The sequence below is a fragment of the Nocardia vinacea genome (assembly GCF_035920345.1).
GTDB lineage: Bacteria > Actinomycetota > Actinomycetes > Mycobacteriales > Mycobacteriaceae > Nocardia > Nocardia vinacea_A.
The window spans coordinates 229026-246448 of sequence record NZ_CP109149.1; the positions used below are offsets into that span (position 1 = coordinate 229026).

Annotated in this window: 18 protein-coding genes; 11 read left to right on the top strand and 7 right to left on the bottom strand. The window is 63.7% G+C overall.

The window, feature by feature from the left end:
• The first annotated feature begins 2 nt into the window (after positions 1-2).
• The 8 genes from OIE68_RS00980 to OIE68_RS01015 all read left to right on the top strand — a co-directional run bounded on the left by OIE68_RS00980 (position 3) and on the right by OIE68_RS01015 (position 8769).
• Complete coding sequence (locus tag OIE68_RS00980; RefSeq protein WP_327097482.1) at positions 3-992, top strand: MCE family protein; 990 nt, start codon at positions 3-5, stop codon at positions 990-992.
• Positions 992-2185, top strand: a complete 1194-nt coding sequence (locus OIE68_RS00985) for an MCE family protein (RefSeq protein ID WP_327097483.1) — start codon at positions 992-994, stop codon at positions 2183-2185. Before OIE68_RS00980 ends, OIE68_RS00985 begins: the two co-directional genes overlap by 1 nt.
• On the top strand, positions 2185-3312 hold the full coding sequence (locus OIE68_RS00990; RefSeq protein WP_327097484.1) for an MCE family protein: 1128 nt from the start codon (positions 2185-2187) through the stop codon (positions 3310-3312). Before OIE68_RS00985 ends, OIE68_RS00990 begins: the two co-directional genes overlap by 1 nt.
• Positions 3309-4760, top strand: coding sequence for an MlaD family protein (locus OIE68_RS00995; RefSeq protein WP_327097485.1), 1452 nt, complete (start codon positions 3309-3311; stop codon positions 4758-4760). The genes OIE68_RS00990 and OIE68_RS00995 overlap by 4 nt, the downstream gene beginning before the upstream one ends.
• On the top strand, positions 4736-5299 hold the full coding sequence (locus tag OIE68_RS01000) for a hypothetical protein (protein ID WP_327097486.1): 564 nt from the start codon (positions 4736-4738) through the stop codon (positions 5297-5299). Before OIE68_RS00995 ends, OIE68_RS01000 begins: the two co-directional genes overlap by 25 nt.
• Positions 5296-5931 carry a hypothetical protein gene (locus OIE68_RS01005; RefSeq protein WP_327097487.1) on the top strand — a complete coding sequence of 212 codons (636 nt, stop codon included), beginning with the start codon at positions 5296-5298 and terminating at the stop codon, positions 5929-5931. Before OIE68_RS01000 ends, OIE68_RS01005 begins: the two co-directional genes overlap by 4 nt.
• A gap of 19 nt (positions 5932-5950) precedes the next feature.
• Positions 5951-7435, top strand: a complete 1485-nt coding sequence (locus OIE68_RS01010) for a long-chain fatty acid--CoA ligase (protein WP_327101546.1) — start codon at positions 5951-5953, stop codon at positions 7433-7435.
• 188 nt (positions 7436-7623) lie between these two features.
• Complete coding sequence (locus OIE68_RS01015; RefSeq protein ID WP_327097488.1) at positions 7624-8769, top strand: PucR family transcriptional regulator; 1146 nt, start codon at positions 7624-7626, stop codon at positions 8767-8769.
• Positions 8770-8973: 204 nt separating this feature from the next.
• Here OIE68_RS01015 and OIE68_RS01020 read toward each other — a convergent pair whose 3' ends face one another.
• The 6 genes from OIE68_RS01020 to OIE68_RS01045 all read right to left on the bottom strand — a co-directional run bounded on the left by OIE68_RS01020 (position 8974) and on the right by OIE68_RS01045 (position 13798).
• A complete protein-coding gene (locus OIE68_RS01020; RefSeq protein WP_327097489.1) occupies positions 8974-10380 on the bottom strand; it encodes a wax ester/triacylglycerol synthase family O-acyltransferase in 1407 nt (468 codons plus the stop codon).
• A 5-nt stretch (positions 10381-10385) separates the two neighbouring features.
• On the bottom strand, positions 10386-11354 hold the full coding sequence (locus OIE68_RS01025; RefSeq protein WP_327097490.1) for a short-chain dehydrogenase/reductase: 969 nt from the start codon (positions 11352-11354) through the stop codon (positions 10386-10388).
• A 469-nt stretch (positions 11355-11823) separates the two neighbouring features.
• A complete protein-coding gene (locus OIE68_RS01030; RefSeq protein ID WP_327097491.1) occupies positions 11824-11967 on the bottom strand; it encodes a hypothetical protein in 144 nt (47 codons plus the stop codon).
• 59 nt (positions 11968-12026) lie between these two features.
• The gene (locus OIE68_RS01035; protein WP_327097492.1) at positions 12027-12479 is read right to left on the bottom strand and encodes a hypothetical protein; all 453 of its coding nucleotides are present in this window, start codon (positions 12477-12479) and stop codon (positions 12027-12029) included.
• A 56-nt stretch (positions 12480-12535) separates the two neighbouring features.
• Positions 12536-13009 carry a helix-turn-helix domain-containing protein gene (locus OIE68_RS01040; protein ID WP_327097493.1) on the bottom strand — a complete coding sequence of 158 codons (474 nt, stop codon included), beginning with the start codon at positions 13007-13009 and terminating at the stop codon, positions 12536-12538.
• Between the two features lie 9 nt (positions 13010-13018).
• Positions 13019-13798 (bottom strand): alpha/beta hydrolase, encoded by a 780-nt coding sequence (locus OIE68_RS01045; protein ID WP_327097494.1) that lies wholly within the window; start codon positions 13796-13798, stop codon positions 13019-13021.
• 661 nt (positions 13799-14459) lie between these two features.
• On the opposite strand from OIE68_RS01045, the gene OIE68_RS01050 reads away from it, so the two are divergent.
• The 3 genes from OIE68_RS01050 to OIE68_RS01060 all read left to right on the top strand — a co-directional run bounded on the left by OIE68_RS01050 (position 14460) and on the right by OIE68_RS01060 (position 15814).
• Complete coding sequence (locus OIE68_RS01050) at positions 14460-14984, top strand: NAD(P)H-binding protein (RefSeq protein WP_327097495.1); 525 nt, start codon at positions 14460-14462, stop codon at positions 14982-14984.
• A complete protein-coding gene (locus OIE68_RS01055) occupies positions 14960-15433 on the top strand; it encodes a hypothetical protein (protein ID WP_327097496.1) in 474 nt (157 codons plus the stop codon). The genes OIE68_RS01050 and OIE68_RS01055 overlap by 25 nt, the downstream gene beginning before the upstream one ends.
• 93 nt (positions 15434-15526) lie before the next feature.
• Positions 15527-15814 carry a putative quinol monooxygenase gene (locus OIE68_RS01060; protein WP_327097497.1) on the top strand — a complete coding sequence of 96 codons (288 nt, stop codon included), beginning with the start codon at positions 15527-15529 and terminating at the stop codon, positions 15812-15814.
• 639 nt (positions 15815-16453) lie between these two features.
• Here OIE68_RS01060 and OIE68_RS01065 read toward each other — a convergent pair.
• Positions 16454-17419 (bottom strand): 2-dehydropantoate 2-reductase, encoded by a 966-nt coding sequence (locus tag OIE68_RS01065; protein ID WP_327097498.1) that lies wholly within the window; start codon positions 17417-17419, stop codon positions 16454-16456.
• Positions 17420-17423 lie beyond the last annotated feature (4 nt).

A 17423-nucleotide genomic window follows, 5' to 3' on the forward strand; every position in this document is an offset into this window, starting at 1 on the left:
CAATGAAACCCTTCTCCGAACGTAACCCCGTACGAATGGGCTTGGTGGGCACCGGCATTGCCGTTGCCCTGCTCGTCGGCGCGTTCAACTACCAGCGCATCCCCGGGCTGCCGGGACATCAGACGATGGTGGCCGAGTTCGCCGATGCCAGCGGCCTGAACGCCGGAGACACCGTGCAGATTTCGGGCATCAAGGTAGGTACGGTCGACCGCATCACGCTGGGCGGCGACCACGTCGATATCGCCCTGCGGGTGGACACCCATGATCAGCGTCTGGGTACTCGCACGACCGCCGCGATCAAGGTCGAAACGGTGCTCGGCCCCCGCTATGTCGAGTTGCGGCCGGACGGCGACGGCACCATTGGTGATCGAATTCCGTTGGACCACACAATTTCCGGCTACGACCTCACCGAATCGCTGAACCAGCTCACGTCGAAGTTGGCCGACACCGACAAGGCCCAGCTGGCCGATGCCGTGGACAGTGTCTCGAAGGTGCTCGCCGCGTTGCCCGCGAACCTGCGCCCCGCACTGGACGGGGTGTCGCGGCTGTCGCAAACGATCGCCTCCCGCGACGGCGCATTGCGCGATCTGCTCGACCACACCGGCAGCGTGACCGGGATTCTCGCCCAACGCAATCAGAACCTCACGACTCTGGTCACCGATGGCGGTTCACTGTTCGCGGCACTCAACGACCGTGCCGCCACGATCCGCGCACTGCTGGTCGATGTTCGCGATGTCAGTACCGAACTGCATGGGCTGGCTCAGGACAACAAGCAGGCACTCGCGCCCATGCTGGCCAACCTCGATCGCGTCTTGGGGCTGCTGAACTCCAACTACGACAACATCAACTCCGCGATCTCCGGTTTGCGGCCGTACGTGACCCAAATGGGTGAGGTCGTCGGCAGCGGACCGTTCTTCGGTGTGCTCCTGCACAACATCACGCCCGCGAACCTCAATGGACAGCAGCCCGGCAGCCCGGGAGGAGGACGATGATGACCGCACTGCGCGCGGGCTGGTCCCGCATCCCCACGCCCGGACGGATTCTCGCCGCGCTGCTCGTCGCTGCGCTGATCAGTACCGGTGTCACCTTCGGGCTCACCCGCAACGCGACCAGCCGCGTCACCGCGTACTTCGGCAACTCGGCCGGTCTGTATACCGGAGACCGCGTCACGCTGCGCGGCGTGCCGATCGGCGCGGTCGACGACATCACGCCCGCGGGTGACCGCGTCCGTGTCACCCTGCATTTCGACTCGGCACACCCGGTGAGCGCCGACACCCACGCCGTGATCGTGGCCCCCACCCTGGTGTCGGGCCGCTACATCCAGCTCATTCCGAAACGCGGTTCGGAGCCCGAACTTCAAGACGGCGCGGTGATTCCACTCGAACGCACCGCCGTCCCGGTACCGTTCGACGAGATCAAAAAGCAGGTCACCGACCTGGCCACCCAGCTCGGACCGGAATCCGGCGACCCGATCGGCCCGCTGGCCCGATTCACTGACGCCACCGCGAGCGCGCTACGAGGCAATGGCGCAACGCTGAACGACACACTGGTCAACCTGTCCAAGGCGATGCAAACGCTCGCCGATGGCGGCCCCGACCTGTTTGCTACCGTGCGGAACCTGCAAACCGTGATCTCGGCGCTCGCCGCCAACGACGGACAGGTCCGTACTTTCGTCGACCAGCTGGCCGGAGTGTCGAATCTGTTGAACGACAACCGGACTCAACTCGACGCGGCGCTGCACGCGGTTCAGGCGATGCTGCCTGAGATCCGTACCCTCGTCGCCGACAATCGCGACGCACTGAAATCCGATGTCACCTCGCTGACCCGGATCACCGCACTGCTGGTCGACCGCGAGGACGACCTCGCCCAGATCCTGCATAGCGCGCCGACCGTCGTCGACGATCTCTACAACATCTATGATCCGGCCTCGAAGTCGGCCACCGCCAACGCCAATATCCCGGACTTTCCGGATCCGATGTCGCTGATCTGCGCGCTGCTCACCACAGTCGACGCCCCACCGTCCGAATGTTCGCGCGCCAGTGCGCAATTCGGTGACCTCTTCGGCGCCGCCGTACGCGCCGCCACGGGCGCGGGCTCGTCACCCGCCCCCGCCCCCGCCCCCGGCCCGCCCGCGCTGCCGGTCATCCCCGGACTGTCCGATCTCCTCGTCCCCGGAGCCCGCTGATGAAACCCTCTGCAAGACTGAGCATCGGCGGTGTGCTGCTGATCGCGGCACTGCTGACCGCCGGCTGCCGTTTCGACGGCGCCAATTCGATCCCGTTGCCGGGCAATACGATTCACCACGGTTCCTACACCATTCAAGTTCAACTGCGCGACACTCAAAACCTGATAGCCAACTCCTTCGTCAAGGCCGACGACGTCACCGTCGGTACCATCACCGCGATCACCGTCCGCGACTACCACGCCGACATCACCCTCGCGATCGACAAGAGCGTTCGGCTGCCCGCGAACACCACCGCGCGGCTGGCGCAGACCAGTGTGCTCGGCGCCCAATACCTCGAGCTGATCTCGCCGTCGCAGAGTAAGTCGGACCGGCTGCTGCGCGACGGCGACATGATTCCACTGGCGGCGACCTCGGAGTACCCGGCGACCGAGAACGTACTCGCGGCCCTGTCGTTGGTGCTCAACGGCAGTGGGCTGGAACAGATCCGGACCATCCTTGCCGAACTGAACCAGGCATTCGGCGGTCGGGAGGAGGCGATCAACCGATCCTTCGAACGGCTCGCCACCTTCGCCAACGGGCTGGACAGTCAGCGCGACAATATCGTGCGCGCCATCGACAGCCTCGACGCGCTGGCGAAAGAGCTTGCCGCGCAGAAGGACACACTCGGCACCGGCATCGAGCAGATCCAACCGGCGTTGGCAGTACTCGACGAGCAGAAGACGCAGCTCACGACCATGCTCGACAGCACCGGGAAATTCGGCGCGCAAGCCGCGGCGGTGCTGCACGACAGCCGCGACAACCTCACCGCCGACCTGCACAACTTGCAGCCCACCCTGACCCAGCTCGCCGCGGCCGGTTCCGATCTCAGTGGGGCACTGCTGCTCGCCCTCAGCTTCCCGTTCCCGGTAACGGTGGCCGAGCGGGCCATCAAGGGCGACTACCTCAACCTGTTCCTCACCCTCGACCTCACCGTCGAAGGCATCCAGAACAAGGTCCTCGGCAGTATTCCGTTCAACCGCCTGGTCCCGATGTCCAATCGCGCCGTGAATCCGCTCATCGCACCGACCCTGCCGACAGCTGCCGATGGAATGGCGCCGGCGGCCGACCCGAGCGGGGGAGCGCGATGAAGACCCGTCTGGTCAGGGGCCAACTCGTGGCGTTCACGCTGCTCGCCGTGGTGAGCCTGCTCTACGGTCTGGTCCACTACGTAGGCATCCAGCGGATCACCGGACTCGGAACATACACGGTGACAGCGGATTTCGAGAACGGGAGCGGGCTGTATGAATCCGGGGCGGTCACCTATCGCGGGGTAGAGGTCGGCCGCGTCGCCGGCATCGACCTCCAGGGTGATCTCGTGCGTGTGCGCATGCAACTGCGCAACGGCTACCAAATCCCGGCCTCGGCGGGAGCTGCCATCAAGAGCATGTCCGCGATCGGTGAACAGTATGTGGATCTGATCCCGTCCGATGACAAGGGGCCCTACCTCCGGGACGGCAGCGCCATCGCTCGGTCGAAGACCAGTGTGCCGATACCCACCGCGCGAGTGCTGGATCAAACACAGACACTGCTGAAGAGCGTATCCACCGACTCGCTGCGGACCGCGACCGACGAAACCTTCCAGGCCGTCAACGGCGCCGGTCCCGCGCTGGCCACGCTGATCGACGCCTCCGCCGATCTGCTCGCCCTCGCGCAAGCCGATATCGGCCCGACGCTCACCCTGCTGTCCGATGCCGAGCCGCTGCTGCGCACCGGAAACTCGGTCCGGACCGAAATCCATTCTGCGACAAGCGATCTAGCCTCATTCACGCAGCAGTTGGCGCAGAGCGATGCGCAAGTGCGGGAGGTGCTCGAGCAGGGCCCCGTCACCGCCGACACCATCTCCGGCACGCTCGCCGACCTCACCACACCACTTCCGGTGCTACTGGCCGACCTGCAGACCGTGGGACAGGTGCTGCGGGTCAATATCGCGGGCCTTCGACAGATCCTCGTCGTATATCCGGCGCTGGCAACCGCGTTGAACTCCAGCTTCGTCGGCGGTGGATTCCAGACGAACGGCGACACCATGGGCGCGCAGATCCCACTGGACGTCAAACTGGGAAACACCGAGAACTCGCCACCGTGCACGGAGGGCTACCAGGGCACCGTCCGCCGCGACCCATCGGATACCGGCCCCGCGCAGGTTCCGGCCGACAACTATTGCCGTATTTCCCCCGATAACCCGAAGGTGGTCCGCGGCGCCCGAAACCTCCCGTGCGCCAGCGATCCCTCGGTCCGTACCGCCGAGGTGGCGAATTGCCCAGGCGGACTGCCCTCGACCTGGCCGGGGATGCTCGCACATCCCGGTGATCCCGCACCGGGCGCGGCTCCGCCACTCTCCGATCCCGGCAAAGCCGCGCCGACCGTTCCCGCCCCGATGCCACCCCCTTCGACCCCTGCGGCGATCACCACCCCGTATGCGGAATACGACGGGACTTTCCGTGGACCGGACGGGATCACCTATGTCCTTGGGCAATCGGCCCAATCGGTCACCCAAGCAAAGGAGTACCAGGGATGGCAATCACTGCTGATCAAGTAGACGTGGCCGAGGTCGCGTCCGACTCCGAAGCGGGCGAACGGCAGTCACGTCCGGGTCCGCCATGGCGGATATGGGCTATCGCCGCTCTCGCCGCGGCCGTGGTGGCGTTGGGCGGTGTCAGCATGCAGCTGTGGCTCGATGTCCGGCACAACCAACAGGACGACAGCCGCGACCATGCCGTACTCGACACTGCCCGCCGCACTGCCGTTCAGTTGATCACGCTCGATCATGCGTCAGCAGAAAAGAATCTCGGCGCGATCGCCGCCGATTCGACCGGATCGTTCCGGGACCAATGGGACAAGGTCTCCGGCAATTTCGTCACGGTGCTGCGCAACGGCAACGTCGAATCCAGCGGGGAGGTCAAGGAAGCCGGGATCGTCACGATCAATGACAGCCAGGCCACCGTGCTGACAGCGGTTACTTCCACGGTCAAGAACACCGAAGCCCCAGAGGGACAGCAGCGGGTCTACCGCATGAAGATGACCCTCGACCACACCGGCGGCCGATGGCTCGTCTCGAACGTGGAGTTCGTCGCATGACCGCCGGCGCCACCGACACCGCAGTCGATGTCGATGTAGAAGAACTCGACCTGGAAGAAGAACTCGACAGCGCCGAGCCGTCAGCAGAAGTGGGCGGGTCGCGACAGCGCCTCCCACAACGATGGTTCCGCCGCCTGTCGACGATGAACAAGCGGACGACCATCACCACCATTGTGGTACTGGCGCTGCTGCTGGGCGCGGCGATCACCACGACGGTTGTCTTCGGACGCAGCGTTTCGCAGCACAAAGCGACGACGGCCGCCGCGCAGTCCGCTCAGGAATCGGCGCGATCGAAGATCCCCACCGTGCTGTCGTACAACTTCAACACGATCGACACCGAATTCCCCAGGGTCACAGACAATCTGACCGGCAAGTTCCGGAGTGATTTCGCCGAACTCAGCGCGAAGGTGATCATCCCCATCGCCCACCGAGATTCGATCATCACCACAGCGAAGGTGGTCGAATCATCGATCGTCGCTGCGAATGTCGACAAGGTGACGGTGCTGCTGTTTCTTGACCAAGAAACCTCGAGCACCAAATATCAAGGACCTCGCCTGGACGGCAGCCGAATTCGAGTGGGCATTACCAAGGTCGACGGCCAATGGCTGATCTCCGACATCACGCCCGTCTGATATCCAAAGAAAGAAACAACTGATGAACCTCGCTGAAAATCTTGTGATCACCGCGCGCAACCACTCGGCTCAAATCGCGATTCGACTCGATGAAGTAGCCATCTCGTACGCGCAACTGGAAGCGCTCAGTCAGCGAGTTTCCGGGCTACTGGCCGAATACGATGTCGCGGTGGGGGATCGGGTCGCGATCATGCTCCCGAACGTCCCGCAGTTCGCCGCTCTCTACTACGGCATCCTGCGCGCCGGGGCAGTCGTCGTGCCGATGAACCCATTGCTCAAAGAGCGTGAAGTCGCCTACTACCTGCGCGATTCCGGTGCCAAGATCATTTTCGTCTGGCAGGGCTTCGACCTCGAAGCCTCCGCAGGTGCCGAGCGGACCGGCGCTAGCGTGATCACGGTTGATCCGATTGCGTTTCTTGATCGGGTGATGGCAACCGAACCGCGCGACATCATGGTCGATCGCCAACCCGATGACACCGCGGTAATCCTGTACACCTCGGGCACCACCGGTCAGCCGAAGGGAGCGGAGCTGACTCACTCCAACCTCGCGGGCAATGTAGACGTGTGCGCCGAGACACTGCTGCACGCGCGTTCCGAGGACGTCATCTTCGGTGGGCTCCCGCTGTTCCACGTGTTCGGGCAGACGTGTGGGTTGAACGTCGCTGTGCGGGTGGGCGCGACGCTGACGCTGCTGCCGAGGTTCGACCCGGCCAAAGTGCTGGAAATTCTCGTCCGGGATGGGGTGACGATCCTCGGGGGAGTGCCGACGATGTACTCGGCGTTGCTGAACCAACCGAGCGCGGCCGAGGTCGATCTCGGCGCGCTGCGCATCTGTGTCAGCGGCGGATCCGCACTGCCGGTTGAGGTTTTGCACGCATTCGAGAAGCAGTTCGGGTGTGTTCTGCTCGAAGGATACGGGCTGTCGGAGACTTCGCCCGCCGCTTGTTTCGCTCACCCCGACAGGACCCGTGTCCCCGGTTCCATCGGAACTCCGGTCCGAGGTGTCGAGTTGAAGGTGGTCGACAACGATGGCCGCGCCGTAGCAGACGGTGCGATCGGTGAGATCGTGATCCGTGGCGACAACATCATGAAGGGTTATTGGAACAAGCCCGAGGAGACAGCCGAGACCATCATCGACGGCTGGTTCCACACGGGCGATCTCGGTCGGGTAGACGAGAACGGCAACTACTTCATCGTCGACCGCAAAAAGGACATGATCATTCGGGGCGGCTACAACGTGTATCCACGTGAAATCGAAGAGGTGCTCTACGAGCACCCCGATATCGCCGAGGCGGCGGTTCTCGGTGTGGCTCATGGCGAACTCGGCGAGGAAGTCGGTGCCGCCGTCGCCCTCAAACCCGGTGCCACCGTTACCGCTGAAGAATTGCGCGACTTCGTCAAGGAGCGCGTTGCCGCATACAAATACCCGCGCCAGGTCCACATCGTAGACGCACTGCCGAAGGGCCCGACCGGGAAAATCCTCAAGCGCGAAATCACCCTCTGAAAGGAAAAATATGCCGCCGGCCGTCGTCACCGCCTTCCAGTCGGCCGAGCGCTGATCAGTTGATGCAAAACGGATCGCTGGACCTAGAGGCGCTGACCGCAACTTGCGTGGCAGCTGTCGGCGAGGAGCTCAGCCACGACCGTGGAACCTTGGTTCGCAAGCTCTACCAACGGCTTTCGCGCGAGATCATGGAATTGCGCGGCGACGCGGGTCTCGACCGACTATTGATCGCGAGCATCGAGGGCAACGTCGAAACCGTGCTGCCTTTTCTTCAATACGGTGCCGACATCGGCGGGGCGGAGGCCCCGCCCGCAGCCACCGAGTACGCCCGTCGTCTTGCCCAGCACGGCATTCCGGTTCGGGCGCTCGTCCGTGCGTACCGGCTTGCCCAGGACACGGCTCTGCAGCATGCCTTGGCAATCGTCGAGACCAAGGTCAGTGACCCGCAACTGGTTGCCGCCGTCGCCCGGCGGCTCGCCACGGCGAACTTCGCCTACATCGACAGCGTGACCGAACAGGTTCTCGAAGCCTATGAAGAGGAACGCGATCGGTGGCTGCAGGACCGCAACGCGACGCGCGAGGCGCTCATCCACCAATTGCTCGACTCCGAGCCCGATGACCTCGCCGGCGTCGAAACCACACTCCGCTACCGCTTGTCACACCGCAGGCACCTATCCCTGATTGTCTGGTTCCCACGTGCCGAGCAGGCAGGCAAGTATGTCGCCAACCTGGCCCGATTCACCAACGACCTCGCCGACGAGCTCGGCTGTCCCCAACGCCCTTTGTTCCTGCCACGTGATCAAGGAACCGGCTGGGCCTGGCTACCTCTCGCACACACCCCGACCCGTGGGAATCTGATGGAAGCGGTGCAAAAGCTCGCGGCGGGAATCTCAGTCGCGGCGGGAGAAGCAGGCATTGGTATCTCCGCATTCCGCCGGAGCCATCAGCAGGCGCGTCACGCATACAAGGTCATGCTCGCCGCGGCGGACGACGCGCCCATGGTGGCAACCTTCTCCGAGGTCGGCGCCATCGCTCCGCTCTGCGACGATCTCCCAGCCACAAAGGCGTGGGTAGCAGAGACGCTGGGCCGGCTCGCGCTCGATGATCCACCGCACGCCCGTCTTCGGGAAACGTTGCGTGTATTCCTCCTGAGCGGAAGCAGCTATACCGCCACGGCCCAGCAACTCGCCCTCCACCGCAATTCGGTGCTCTACCGGGTTCGCCGAGCCGAGGAGGAAATCTGCCGCCGTACCGAATTACACCGGCTGGACATCGAAATCGCACTGCGGGCCTGCCACTGGCTCGGCAGATCCGTCCTGACCGAGCTTCCTTGACAGCCGAGAGGTTCAGGCGGGGCACATAAATCGCGGACCAGAGTTCGTGCGCCAACTCGAGCTGTACGCCGACGCCGGACATGGCGCCATCTTCCAGAATCGCGAAGTGTTGGTCACCGTGGCCCTGAAATTCCTCGGGCAATAGGCCCTCCCAGTAGAGGACGCTGCCCGATCTGTGGCCGGGCAGCGTCCCGTCTCAACGGACTACTTCGCTTCCTGGAGTTCCGGTACGACGAGTCCGAGCATGGCCTCAATTTCATCCAACGCCTCGCCTGTGTAGACCGCGAGTCTTTGCATGTGCGGTAGCCGATCTCGGCAGCCGACGAACCCGACGTTGAATCGCCCGGCGCTGGAGAGCACGGTGATGTTGAGTGCCTGTCCGTGCGCCAGGAGCGAAATCGGATAGGTCTCCCGCACCTGTGCGCCGCACAGATACAACGGCGCGAGCGGACCTGGGACATTGGATATCACCAGATTGAAGGGTGGCCGGGAGCGGCCCGCAATTCCGATGATGTTCTGCAGGATAAAGGGACCGTTCGTCAATAGTCCGTAGTAATCGCCGACCACCTGGGGCAGATCGTAGAACTTCTGCTTGGCGAGCGTGGTCGACCGGCTGACCAGTTTGATCCGGTCGATCGGGTCGGCAATATCGGTGAACAGTTTCGCAATGACCATAGCGACCGCGTTACCGCGACCGTCCCCCGCGCGACGAACCGAGACCGGCGTTCCGGCCACGAGGCTCTCCTGCGGCACCTCATGGAATTCGCTGAGATAACGACGCAGAGCGCCGGCGCAGATTCCGATGAACACATCGTTGACCGTTACCCCAAGGACTGTCGCCACCCGCTTGACTCGCTCGAGCGGGTAGGACTGGGTGGCAAATCGTCGTTCTCGGCAGATGCGTCCGTTGAGGACCTCCATTGTCGGTACGCGAAACGGCACCGCGACGGCCGGATCGCTTGGGCGGACCGCATCCTCGAGGATCCTGCCGACCGCGACTCCGAGTCCACCGGCCAGATCAAACCACCCCCGAACGCGCGACCTCAGCCCCGTCGTCGCTCGGATCCACTCAGTCGTCTCCGGTTCGGTCTGCCACACCGCGTGCAGCCGACTACTTTCCGGGTCGACATCGAACATCTTGGCAATGCGTCGAGTTCCGTTGACACCGTCCGTCACTGCGTGGTGGACCTTGACGTAGAGGGCGAACCGGCCTTCGGACAGGCCTTCGATGAGGTGGCATTCCCAGAGTGGTCTGCTGCGGTCCAGTGGCAGGGAATGCAATCGGGATACAAGAACACCCAGTTCGCGTTGGCCACCGGGACTTGGCAGCGCCGAATGCCGGAAGTGGTAGTCGAGGTCGACCTCGTCGTCGGGTAGAACGTCCCATGTGGGCAGGATCTTTCGCAGCGGTGAACGCGAGAGTCGGTAATTGAATGGTGCGGTGAAGGTTGTGGCCTCCCGGAGTTGGGCAACCAAGTCGCGGATGAATTCAGGGCCCGCGTTCTCCGGTCGGGACAACGTGACCAGTATGCCTACGTGGGCGGAGACCTCGCGTGAGTCCAGGGTCAGGAAGGCCGCGTCCAGGACGCCGAGTGGCTTGCGTTTGGGCATCGCGCTCACCGATTCCGTTCGTGGACAGACGCTTCGGCGCGACGCACCGCCGCGATCAGGTGGGTGAGCACCGCGTCGAGCGACGACAGCAGGCTACGCACACGCGCTGCGGGCAGCACCCAGCCGGGAGCGCCGATCCGGCTGGAGCGTGCGGCGATGCCGTTGACGACCGCGCGCGCGGCTTGTCCGGCACTGATCGGATTGGTGACGAATGCGGGCAGGGCTACGCGAATATCGTCGATGGGGTCCTTTGCGAGCACATCCCGCGCAAGGTCCGTGTCAACGAAGCCGAGATACGCCACACCCGCGGTGGTCTGATGGGGCGCGAGTTCGACCCGAAGTGCACGGACGAGTTGTTCGACACCGGCGTTGCTCGCGGCATACGACGCGTTGAGAAATCCGTTGATGAATGAATACACCGACGCGATAACCACGATGTGGCCACGTCGTTCGATGACATACGGGAGTGTTGCGCCCACGGTGCGCCACTGGCCGAGCAGATCGATATCCGCCGTCCGCTCGAATTCCGCCGGGTCGATGGTCAAGATGGAATCCGAGGGCGGCGCGATCCCGGCGTTGGCGATCACGATATCGATGCCGCCGAATCGTTCAGCAGTTGCCTTGGCGGACTGGTGCAAGGCCTCGAAATCACTCACGTCGGCCTCGAAGGCCGCAGCACGGTCTCCGAGTTGTTCGGCCAACTCCTGGACGGGGGCGAGTCGGCGGCCGACGAGACTGACGGACGCACCCCGCGAGTAGCACTCCCGTGCGAATTCAGCACCCAGACCACGAGCTGCGCCGGTGATGAAGACGACGCGACCGTTGAGCGGAAGTCGTTCGCCGCGGCCAACGGCCCTTCTGGCGCGGTGTGCGAGTGTGCCTCCGATCGCGCGGGCCGCGCCGCGAAGGAGGTCAGAAGCGTTGAAGTCGGCCGTGCCGGATTCGGCGGCGTGCCGGGGCTGAGTTGAAGTCAAGTCGGTCACTCCGTGTGTCTTTCGGTACCGGCGGCATGACAGCCGCCGGGACAGGGGAGATCGCGTTTCTCGGCGTGTGCCGGAAACGTCCGTGGCTGCGCCTTCAGCGCCGGAGGTGCAGAAAGTGTCGAGTGGCTGGATCAGACTTGCGGCCGTGCAGAGAATCTCGCCGAGGCGATGGACACTGACCGGGGTGTCGTTGCGATCATCAGACGACGGATGTCCGTGCGGGTCGCGAAGTGCATGAAGACGCTCCTTGAACGGGGGATATCCGCGTTGATGCGGCTCACCCTAAAGGCGTCGAAATGTCTCGGACAACGTTGCGACAGAATGAAAGCCGGGCCGCGATTCGTGCGGCGAGCACAAGTCTCCGACTGGGGCTGCGGCTCCGGGTCTCGGTCGAATCTGGTTGCGAAGGTATGTCTTTACTCGAGCTCGTTGAGGCGCCTGCGGATGCTTCGTCGACGTGTCAGCCTCGAAGTGCGGGGCCGAGCAGGGCGAGGGTTTTCCGGATGCCTTGTTCGAGTACCGCATCGGCGAGCTGTTCGTCGGCCGGAGCGCGGGAAAGTTTCGGTGTGCCAACCATTGTGGCGAAACCGCCGAGGACTCGCATGCAAGAATCAGGCTCGGCACACGCAATGGCGGCTCGACTGCCACACCGCAATGCCGCCGTCAACGTGCGGCGCGCAGCACGCTCCACCACACCTCGGTGATTCCGGCGATGGCCGACGGGTCGTCAAGACCCGTTGTTCCGCGGACGACCTGCTGGTAGCACATGCGCTCGGTCATCCAGATCAGTGAGGTGGCAGTAGCCGCGGCTTCGGACTCGCTGAACCCCTCGACCCGGAGTCGCTCCCGCGCGATATCGACGAACCGGCCGAGAATTCCGTCCCAGTCAGCGGCGATGCCCTTATCGTATCCGGCCGCCTCGATGACGGCCCGCAACAGGGTGGCACGTTCGCGGAAGGTCGCGAGTATGCCCTGCACCGATGTCATGACCTGATCGCGCGTGATAGGGCCATCGACCGCCAGGAACGGTGCGATAGCTACCAGCACCTCGTCGCCGCCCTTCTCGACGAGGGCCAGCAACAACTCGCGACGATCTTCGAAGTGCGCGTAGAACACCGTCCGAGTACGGCCCGCACGTTCCGTGCGCGCATGAGCGCATAGTTACGTGCAAGCTAACCGGCAGCGATGGGATCTGCTCGTAGTCCGGGCCCCGGCTGCAGGTCCACGTCGGTGTCGGCAACAGTCGCGCCGCACTGCTCGCAGACCAGCTCGGCGTGCAGCTGACCGCCGCATGCATTGTGCCGGGTCAGCCGCGGTAAGCCGTCCGGCCCCGCCAGGTGCCGGTCGCCCCAATGCATGAGCCCGACCACCGGCGTGCAGAGCTCGAGGCCGACCGCGGTCAGCCGGTACTCGAAGCGAGGGGGGTGCTGCTGATACTCGATGCGTTCCAGGACGCCCGCCTCGACCAACCGCTTGAGCCGGTCAGTGAGCACGTTGCGGGCGATGCCCAGGCTGCGCTGGAACTCGTCGAAGCGACTCAGGCCGAGCATCGCGTCGCGGACTATCAGCAGTGTCCATCGCTCGCCGAGAACTTCGAGCGTAGAAGCGATCGAGCACACCTGGCCGTCGTAAGTGCGGTTGAGCATCCGCCGATTCTACGACGGTACGGTTGCGTGACAATACTCGGTAGTCATAAGGTCCGCGACCAGTTCGGGCTCGTCGACCTGGACGTAGTGCCCGGAGTTTTCGATCAGATGCAGGTTGTTGTTGGGGAACTGTCCGGCGAACCGCTTCGCCAACCGCGGATTGAGGAAAGGGTCGCTGACGCCGAAGATGATCCGTACGGGACGGTGGAAGTGCTGAAGCTGGCGGGCTTTCAGCCGCCGGGAAGCCAGTTGGCCGAGCATGCCGGAGGTGTGCCGCCAGAACGCCGGCCGTGAGGCGTGAAACTGCTCGAACAGCCGTGGGACGAGTTCGGCGCGTGCGTCGCCGTCGCGGATGAATGAGCCCACCTGATAGTGGAAGAGGCGCTGCTCGAGGTCCGGGCGCATCGCCGACAGCTTACGGGCGATCGCATTGATCCCCGGGGTCGAGTACAGCACGATGGCATGTGGCCGTCGAAGCCCGATCGTCCATTCGTAGTAGGTGTTGAGCAGCACGAGCTCCTCGACCCGCTCCGGATTCCGCAGTGCCCAGTCGATGGCCGGCGGACCGGACGCATCGTGCGCGACCAGGACTACTCGCTCGTCCGGCAAGCTGTTCACCACTGCGTCGATATCCCCCACCTGGTTGGTCGCGGTGTATGGGTAGCCGGTCGGCTTATCCGATTCCCCCCACCCGAGGAAGTCGAACCGCACCACGCGGCGGCGACCGACAAGGTGCGGCATGAGGCGGTCGTAGAGATGCATGCTGTCGGGAAAGCCATGCATGAGCACCAGCGGTGCTCCTGGCCCGTCCGTAACCTCAGCGTGTATCCGGTGCTGTCCTCGCCGGACTGAGAGCGGGTGGGTCGTCGTATCCATCGGGGTCTACTCCACATCGAGTTGAGTTTTTTCATGCAACTCGGTGACCTTAACATGAGTTGTGAAGAAACCAACCGTTGCAATTTGCCAAGTGAAGAGGACAATGCGCTACCTGGTGGACCCGTCCGGTTGGCTTGGCGGGTACGACGCCGCCAGCAACTCCTGTTCGCCAGTCGCTGCAACCGCTCGGCCAGCCGGGGGAAGCTGGTGATCGTTGCATGATCGGACTGCTTGCCGAACTACTCGGCAGTGCGACCGGCGGCGGCAGCGCCCATCGCTCAGCCGCGGTCCCATCCCGCACTCCGAGAAGGCCGGTGCTGCGGGTATCCGGACTCGCAATCTGGCGGGCCCATCGCCCTCCTTGCTCGATGTGGCTGGCATGGCGTGGCGCACCGCCTCTTCGGCTGCCAGGTCAGTTGCATCAGAAAACTGATCAGTTTAAGGTCGGGTGAAGCCGATCGGTTTTCAGTGAGAGTCGGGGAACCTACGACGTCAACCTGATGTCGGCGTTGTCGACCAGGAGCGGTGCGGGCGGATTGACGTCCTACCCCAACCAGTCAGAGGAGACATACCAATGCCAGAGCGCAATCCCATCCTGATCACCGGCGCCGCCGGCGAAGTCGGTGGTGTGAGCAGAACGATGGTCGAGATGCTGCTCGAGCAGGGTTATCCCGTGCGCGCGTTCGTGCGACGGGACGACGAACGCGCGCACTCGCTGCGCCAGGCCGGGGCCGAGATCTTCGTCGGCGACCTACTCAACATCGCCGACGTGACGGCTGCTCTGAAGGGCTGCCGGCGTATCTACTTCAGCATGAGCCTGTCGCCCTACTACACAGACGCCGTCGCTCTGATGGCCGCGGCGGCACGGGCCCAGGGCGACATCGAGGTCTTCGTCAACATCTCCGAGTACGAGCAGTCGTTCATGACATTCGACAAGATGACCGCGCCGGAGGAAGAACGGCGTGCGTGGCTCGGCGGACTCATCGCAGACTGGTCGCCGCAGCAGCGGGCGCACTGGGTCGCCGAGCAGGTGGGGACTGGTCCGGCGTCCCGACCGTCAACGTGCGAGCGGCCATGTTCGTCGAGAACCCCATCTTGACCTGGCTTGCGCTGGCCCCGTTGGGCAATGGTGAACTGCGCCTGCCCTTCGGCTACCAGCGGCTGGCGCCCCTCGCCGGCTACGATGTGGCGGAGGTGTGCGTGAAGATCCTCGTCGATCCGGCACCGCACCTCTCGAAGTCCTACGACCTCACCGGTCCGGAGCTGAAGGACATGCACGGGTTCGCACAGGACTACGCAGCCGTGCTGGGACGCCAGGTCACCTACGTTCCCGAAGACGTCGAAATCTGGAACGAGACCTACGTGGACAGTGCCCTGGCCGCGTTGCCGCACACTGCGGAGCACCTCAAGACCCTGACCCGGCTGATGGGCGGCGGCGGGTACCGCGGCGTCACCGACCAGCTGGAAACCCTGCTCGGGCGTCGGCCGAAGACCGTGCGGTGGGCGCTGGAGAACAATCCGCGCCTACAGAAAGTGGCAGCTGGCTGAGCCGCTGAGCAAGGCGAGACAAGGCACTTTTAGCCGGACTCGGCGAGCGCCAAGGCCCTGGCGTAACGACATTCTTAAACAGCGAGGTGGAATATGATTTCAGTGATTGCTCAGGCGATCCTCAAGGACGGTAAAGGACCGGAATTCGAGTCGATTATTGCCCGTCTTGTGAAACAGGTAGCGGAACATGAGCCAGGAAACCTCACCTATCGCCTGGTGCGATCTCAGACCGATCCGAATGACTATCGCTTCTTCGAATTGTATTCCGACCGCGTGGCCTTCGAATCGCACAGCCGGTCCGAGCATTTCCGATCAGCCTGGAAGCTGATGACGCCGCTAATGGCCAGTGCGCCGAAGATCGAACTATTCGACACAGTCTGATCTGCGCTGAACGGTAGCCAAATCGGCCGATGGGCAGGCTGGGCATCCCCACCGGTCCGCCTTGGCGCATGGCGACGCAAGACCCAAGGGCTATTGGCTACTTCATCTCATCGCTGTAGTCAACAGCCCATTCGGAGCACGCCAGCACCTGATCTACCGGACACGACGAACACGCCACCAGCCACATGCTGGGACGCCGCGAACACCCTGCGACGCTACCGAACCCATGAAACTGAGTTGGCCAATGATGCCAAGCGTGACGCGAAAACGGCCCGGAACCATCAGGTTCCGGCCGTTTTCCCTAGTAGCGGGGACAGGATTTGAACCTGCGACCGATGGGGTATGAGCCAACGAGGACGGCCCCAGGCGGGTCGTGAGCGCAACGGAATCCCTTTGCGCTGGCCATCGGGGTGTCAGCCGTCCGCGCTGTCCAGGTTATTCCACCCGCCTCGGTGGATACCGCTGTTCGGTGGGGAAGCTCGGTTGCCGTTTCAGAGTTGGATAGCGTCAAATCCTTTGCGCTGCAAAATATTTCACGTGTCGATGTGTTCGGAGGGGCACTTGACCACTATGCACACGTCTTCTATCAGCGGAAACAGTTCGGAATACATGGACACCGAACTGGCCGAGCGGGCGCTCCTACGGGTGATGGTCCTCGGATAGTCCGCGATGTACGGAATTCGTTGCCGAGGCCAGGGTCGTGGCATGCACACGAAGCCGGACCGTCGCCGCACGCAAGAGCGGCGTCTGGAGCTCCAGCTGGTCAGCGGTCGTAAGGAGATTGCCGAGGATCGTCTCGACCTCAGTGCCTCTTCCGTCGACGAAGTCTCGGTACAGGGAGGTTGTGAACGGCGAGCCGGACATGGTGAGCATGTTGGTCACGCGGGACATTGCTTCGGCGCGGACGGGGTGGCCGGATCGCTCGAATACTGCGGCGATTTCGGCGATAATCGCGGTGATCGCCCCCCTACCGTCGTCTTCGGCGACGATCCGGCCAACCGGTCCGCCGAGCAGGACGGTCGTGGTTGCGCCGGCGGCCATGAAGAACCATTTCTCCCACATGTCCTGCTCGATCGTCGATGAGATGGCGTGGTCGATCTCGGCGGCCGAGAGTTCCGCTGCGATCCGGTCCAGCACCGGGGTGCGGTTTCCATCGAGCTCGCCGTATGTGATGTGCGCACCGGGGGCGAGCATCAGAATCCGCCCTCGCGCGTCCAGTTGAGTTGCGACGAGACCAACGCCGCCAAGGGCTGCCCGTTCACCGAAGCGCTCGCGAATTGTTTCGATGTGACGAATGCCGTTGAGCAGCGGAAGGATCCTCGTGTGCTCCGCCACGGCGTGCGCGATGTCGTCCAGAGCTGGCACAAGCGCGTCTGCCTTCACCGCCAGCAGCACCAGATCGTAGGGCTCGGTGAGTTCAGCGGCTGTCAGCGCACGAACCCGCGTGGTCGTGGCCCCTTCCGGTCGCATGAGAGTCAACCCATGCGTTCGGAGCTGAGCGACGCGCTGGCCGCGTGCCAGAAAGTTTACGTCGCGCCCAGCGGCGACGAGTTCAGCGCCGAAATATCCGCCTACCGCGCCGACGCCGACGATAAGGATTCGCATGGAT

Excerpts from the sequence above, each read along its gene's own strand:
- OIE68_RS00980 (WP_327097482.1), top strand. The coding sequence starts at position 3 with ATGAAACCCTTCTCCGAACGTAACCCCGTACGAATGGGCTTGGTGGGC.
- OIE68_RS00985 (WP_327097483.1), top strand. The coding sequence starts at position 992 with ATGACCGCACTGCGCGCGGGCTGGTCCCGCATCCCCACGCCCGGACGG.
- OIE68_RS00990 (WP_327097484.1), top strand. The coding sequence starts at position 2,185 with ATGAAACCCTCTGCAAGACTGAGCATCGGCGGTGTGCTGCTGATCGCG.
- OIE68_RS00995 (WP_327097485.1), top strand. The coding sequence starts at position 3,309 with ATGAAGACCCGTCTGGTCAGGGGCCAACTCGTGGCGTTCACGCTGCTC.
- OIE68_RS01000 (WP_327097486.1), top strand. The coding sequence starts at position 4,736 with ATGGCAATCACTGCTGATCAAGTAGACGTGGCCGAGGTCGCGTCCGAC.
- OIE68_RS01005 (WP_327097487.1), top strand. The coding sequence starts at position 5,296 with ATGACCGCCGGCGCCACCGACACCGCAGTCGATGTCGATGTAGAAGAA.
- OIE68_RS01015 (WP_327097488.1), top strand. The coding sequence starts at position 7,624 with ATGGAATTGCGCGGCGACGCGGGTCTCGACCGACTATTGATCGCGAGC.
- OIE68_RS01020 (WP_327097489.1), bottom strand. The coding sequence starts at position 10,380 with ATGCCCAAACGCAAGCCACTCGGCGTCCTGGACGCGGCCTTCCTGACC.
- OIE68_RS01030 (WP_327097491.1), bottom strand. The coding sequence starts at position 11,967 with ATGCGAGTCCTCGGCGGTTTCGCCACAATGGTTGGCACACCGAAACTT.
- OIE68_RS01040 (WP_327097493.1), bottom strand. The coding sequence starts at position 13,009 with ATGCTCAACCGCACTTACGACGGCCAGGTGTGCTCGATCGCTTCTACG.
- OIE68_RS01050 (WP_327097495.1), top strand. The coding sequence starts at position 14,460 with ATGCCAGAGCGCAATCCCATCCTGATCACCGGCGCCGCCGGCGAAGTC.
- OIE68_RS01055 (WP_327097496.1), top strand. The coding sequence starts at position 14,960 with ATGTTCGTCGAGAACCCCATCTTGACCTGGCTTGCGCTGGCCCCGTTG.
- OIE68_RS01060 (WP_327097497.1), top strand. The coding sequence starts at position 15,527 with ATGATTTCAGTGATTGCTCAGGCGATCCTCAAGGACGGTAAAGGACCG.
- OIE68_RS01065 (WP_327097498.1), bottom strand. The coding sequence starts at position 17,419 with ATGCGAATCCTTATCGTCGGCGTCGGCGCGGTAGGCGGATATTTCGGC.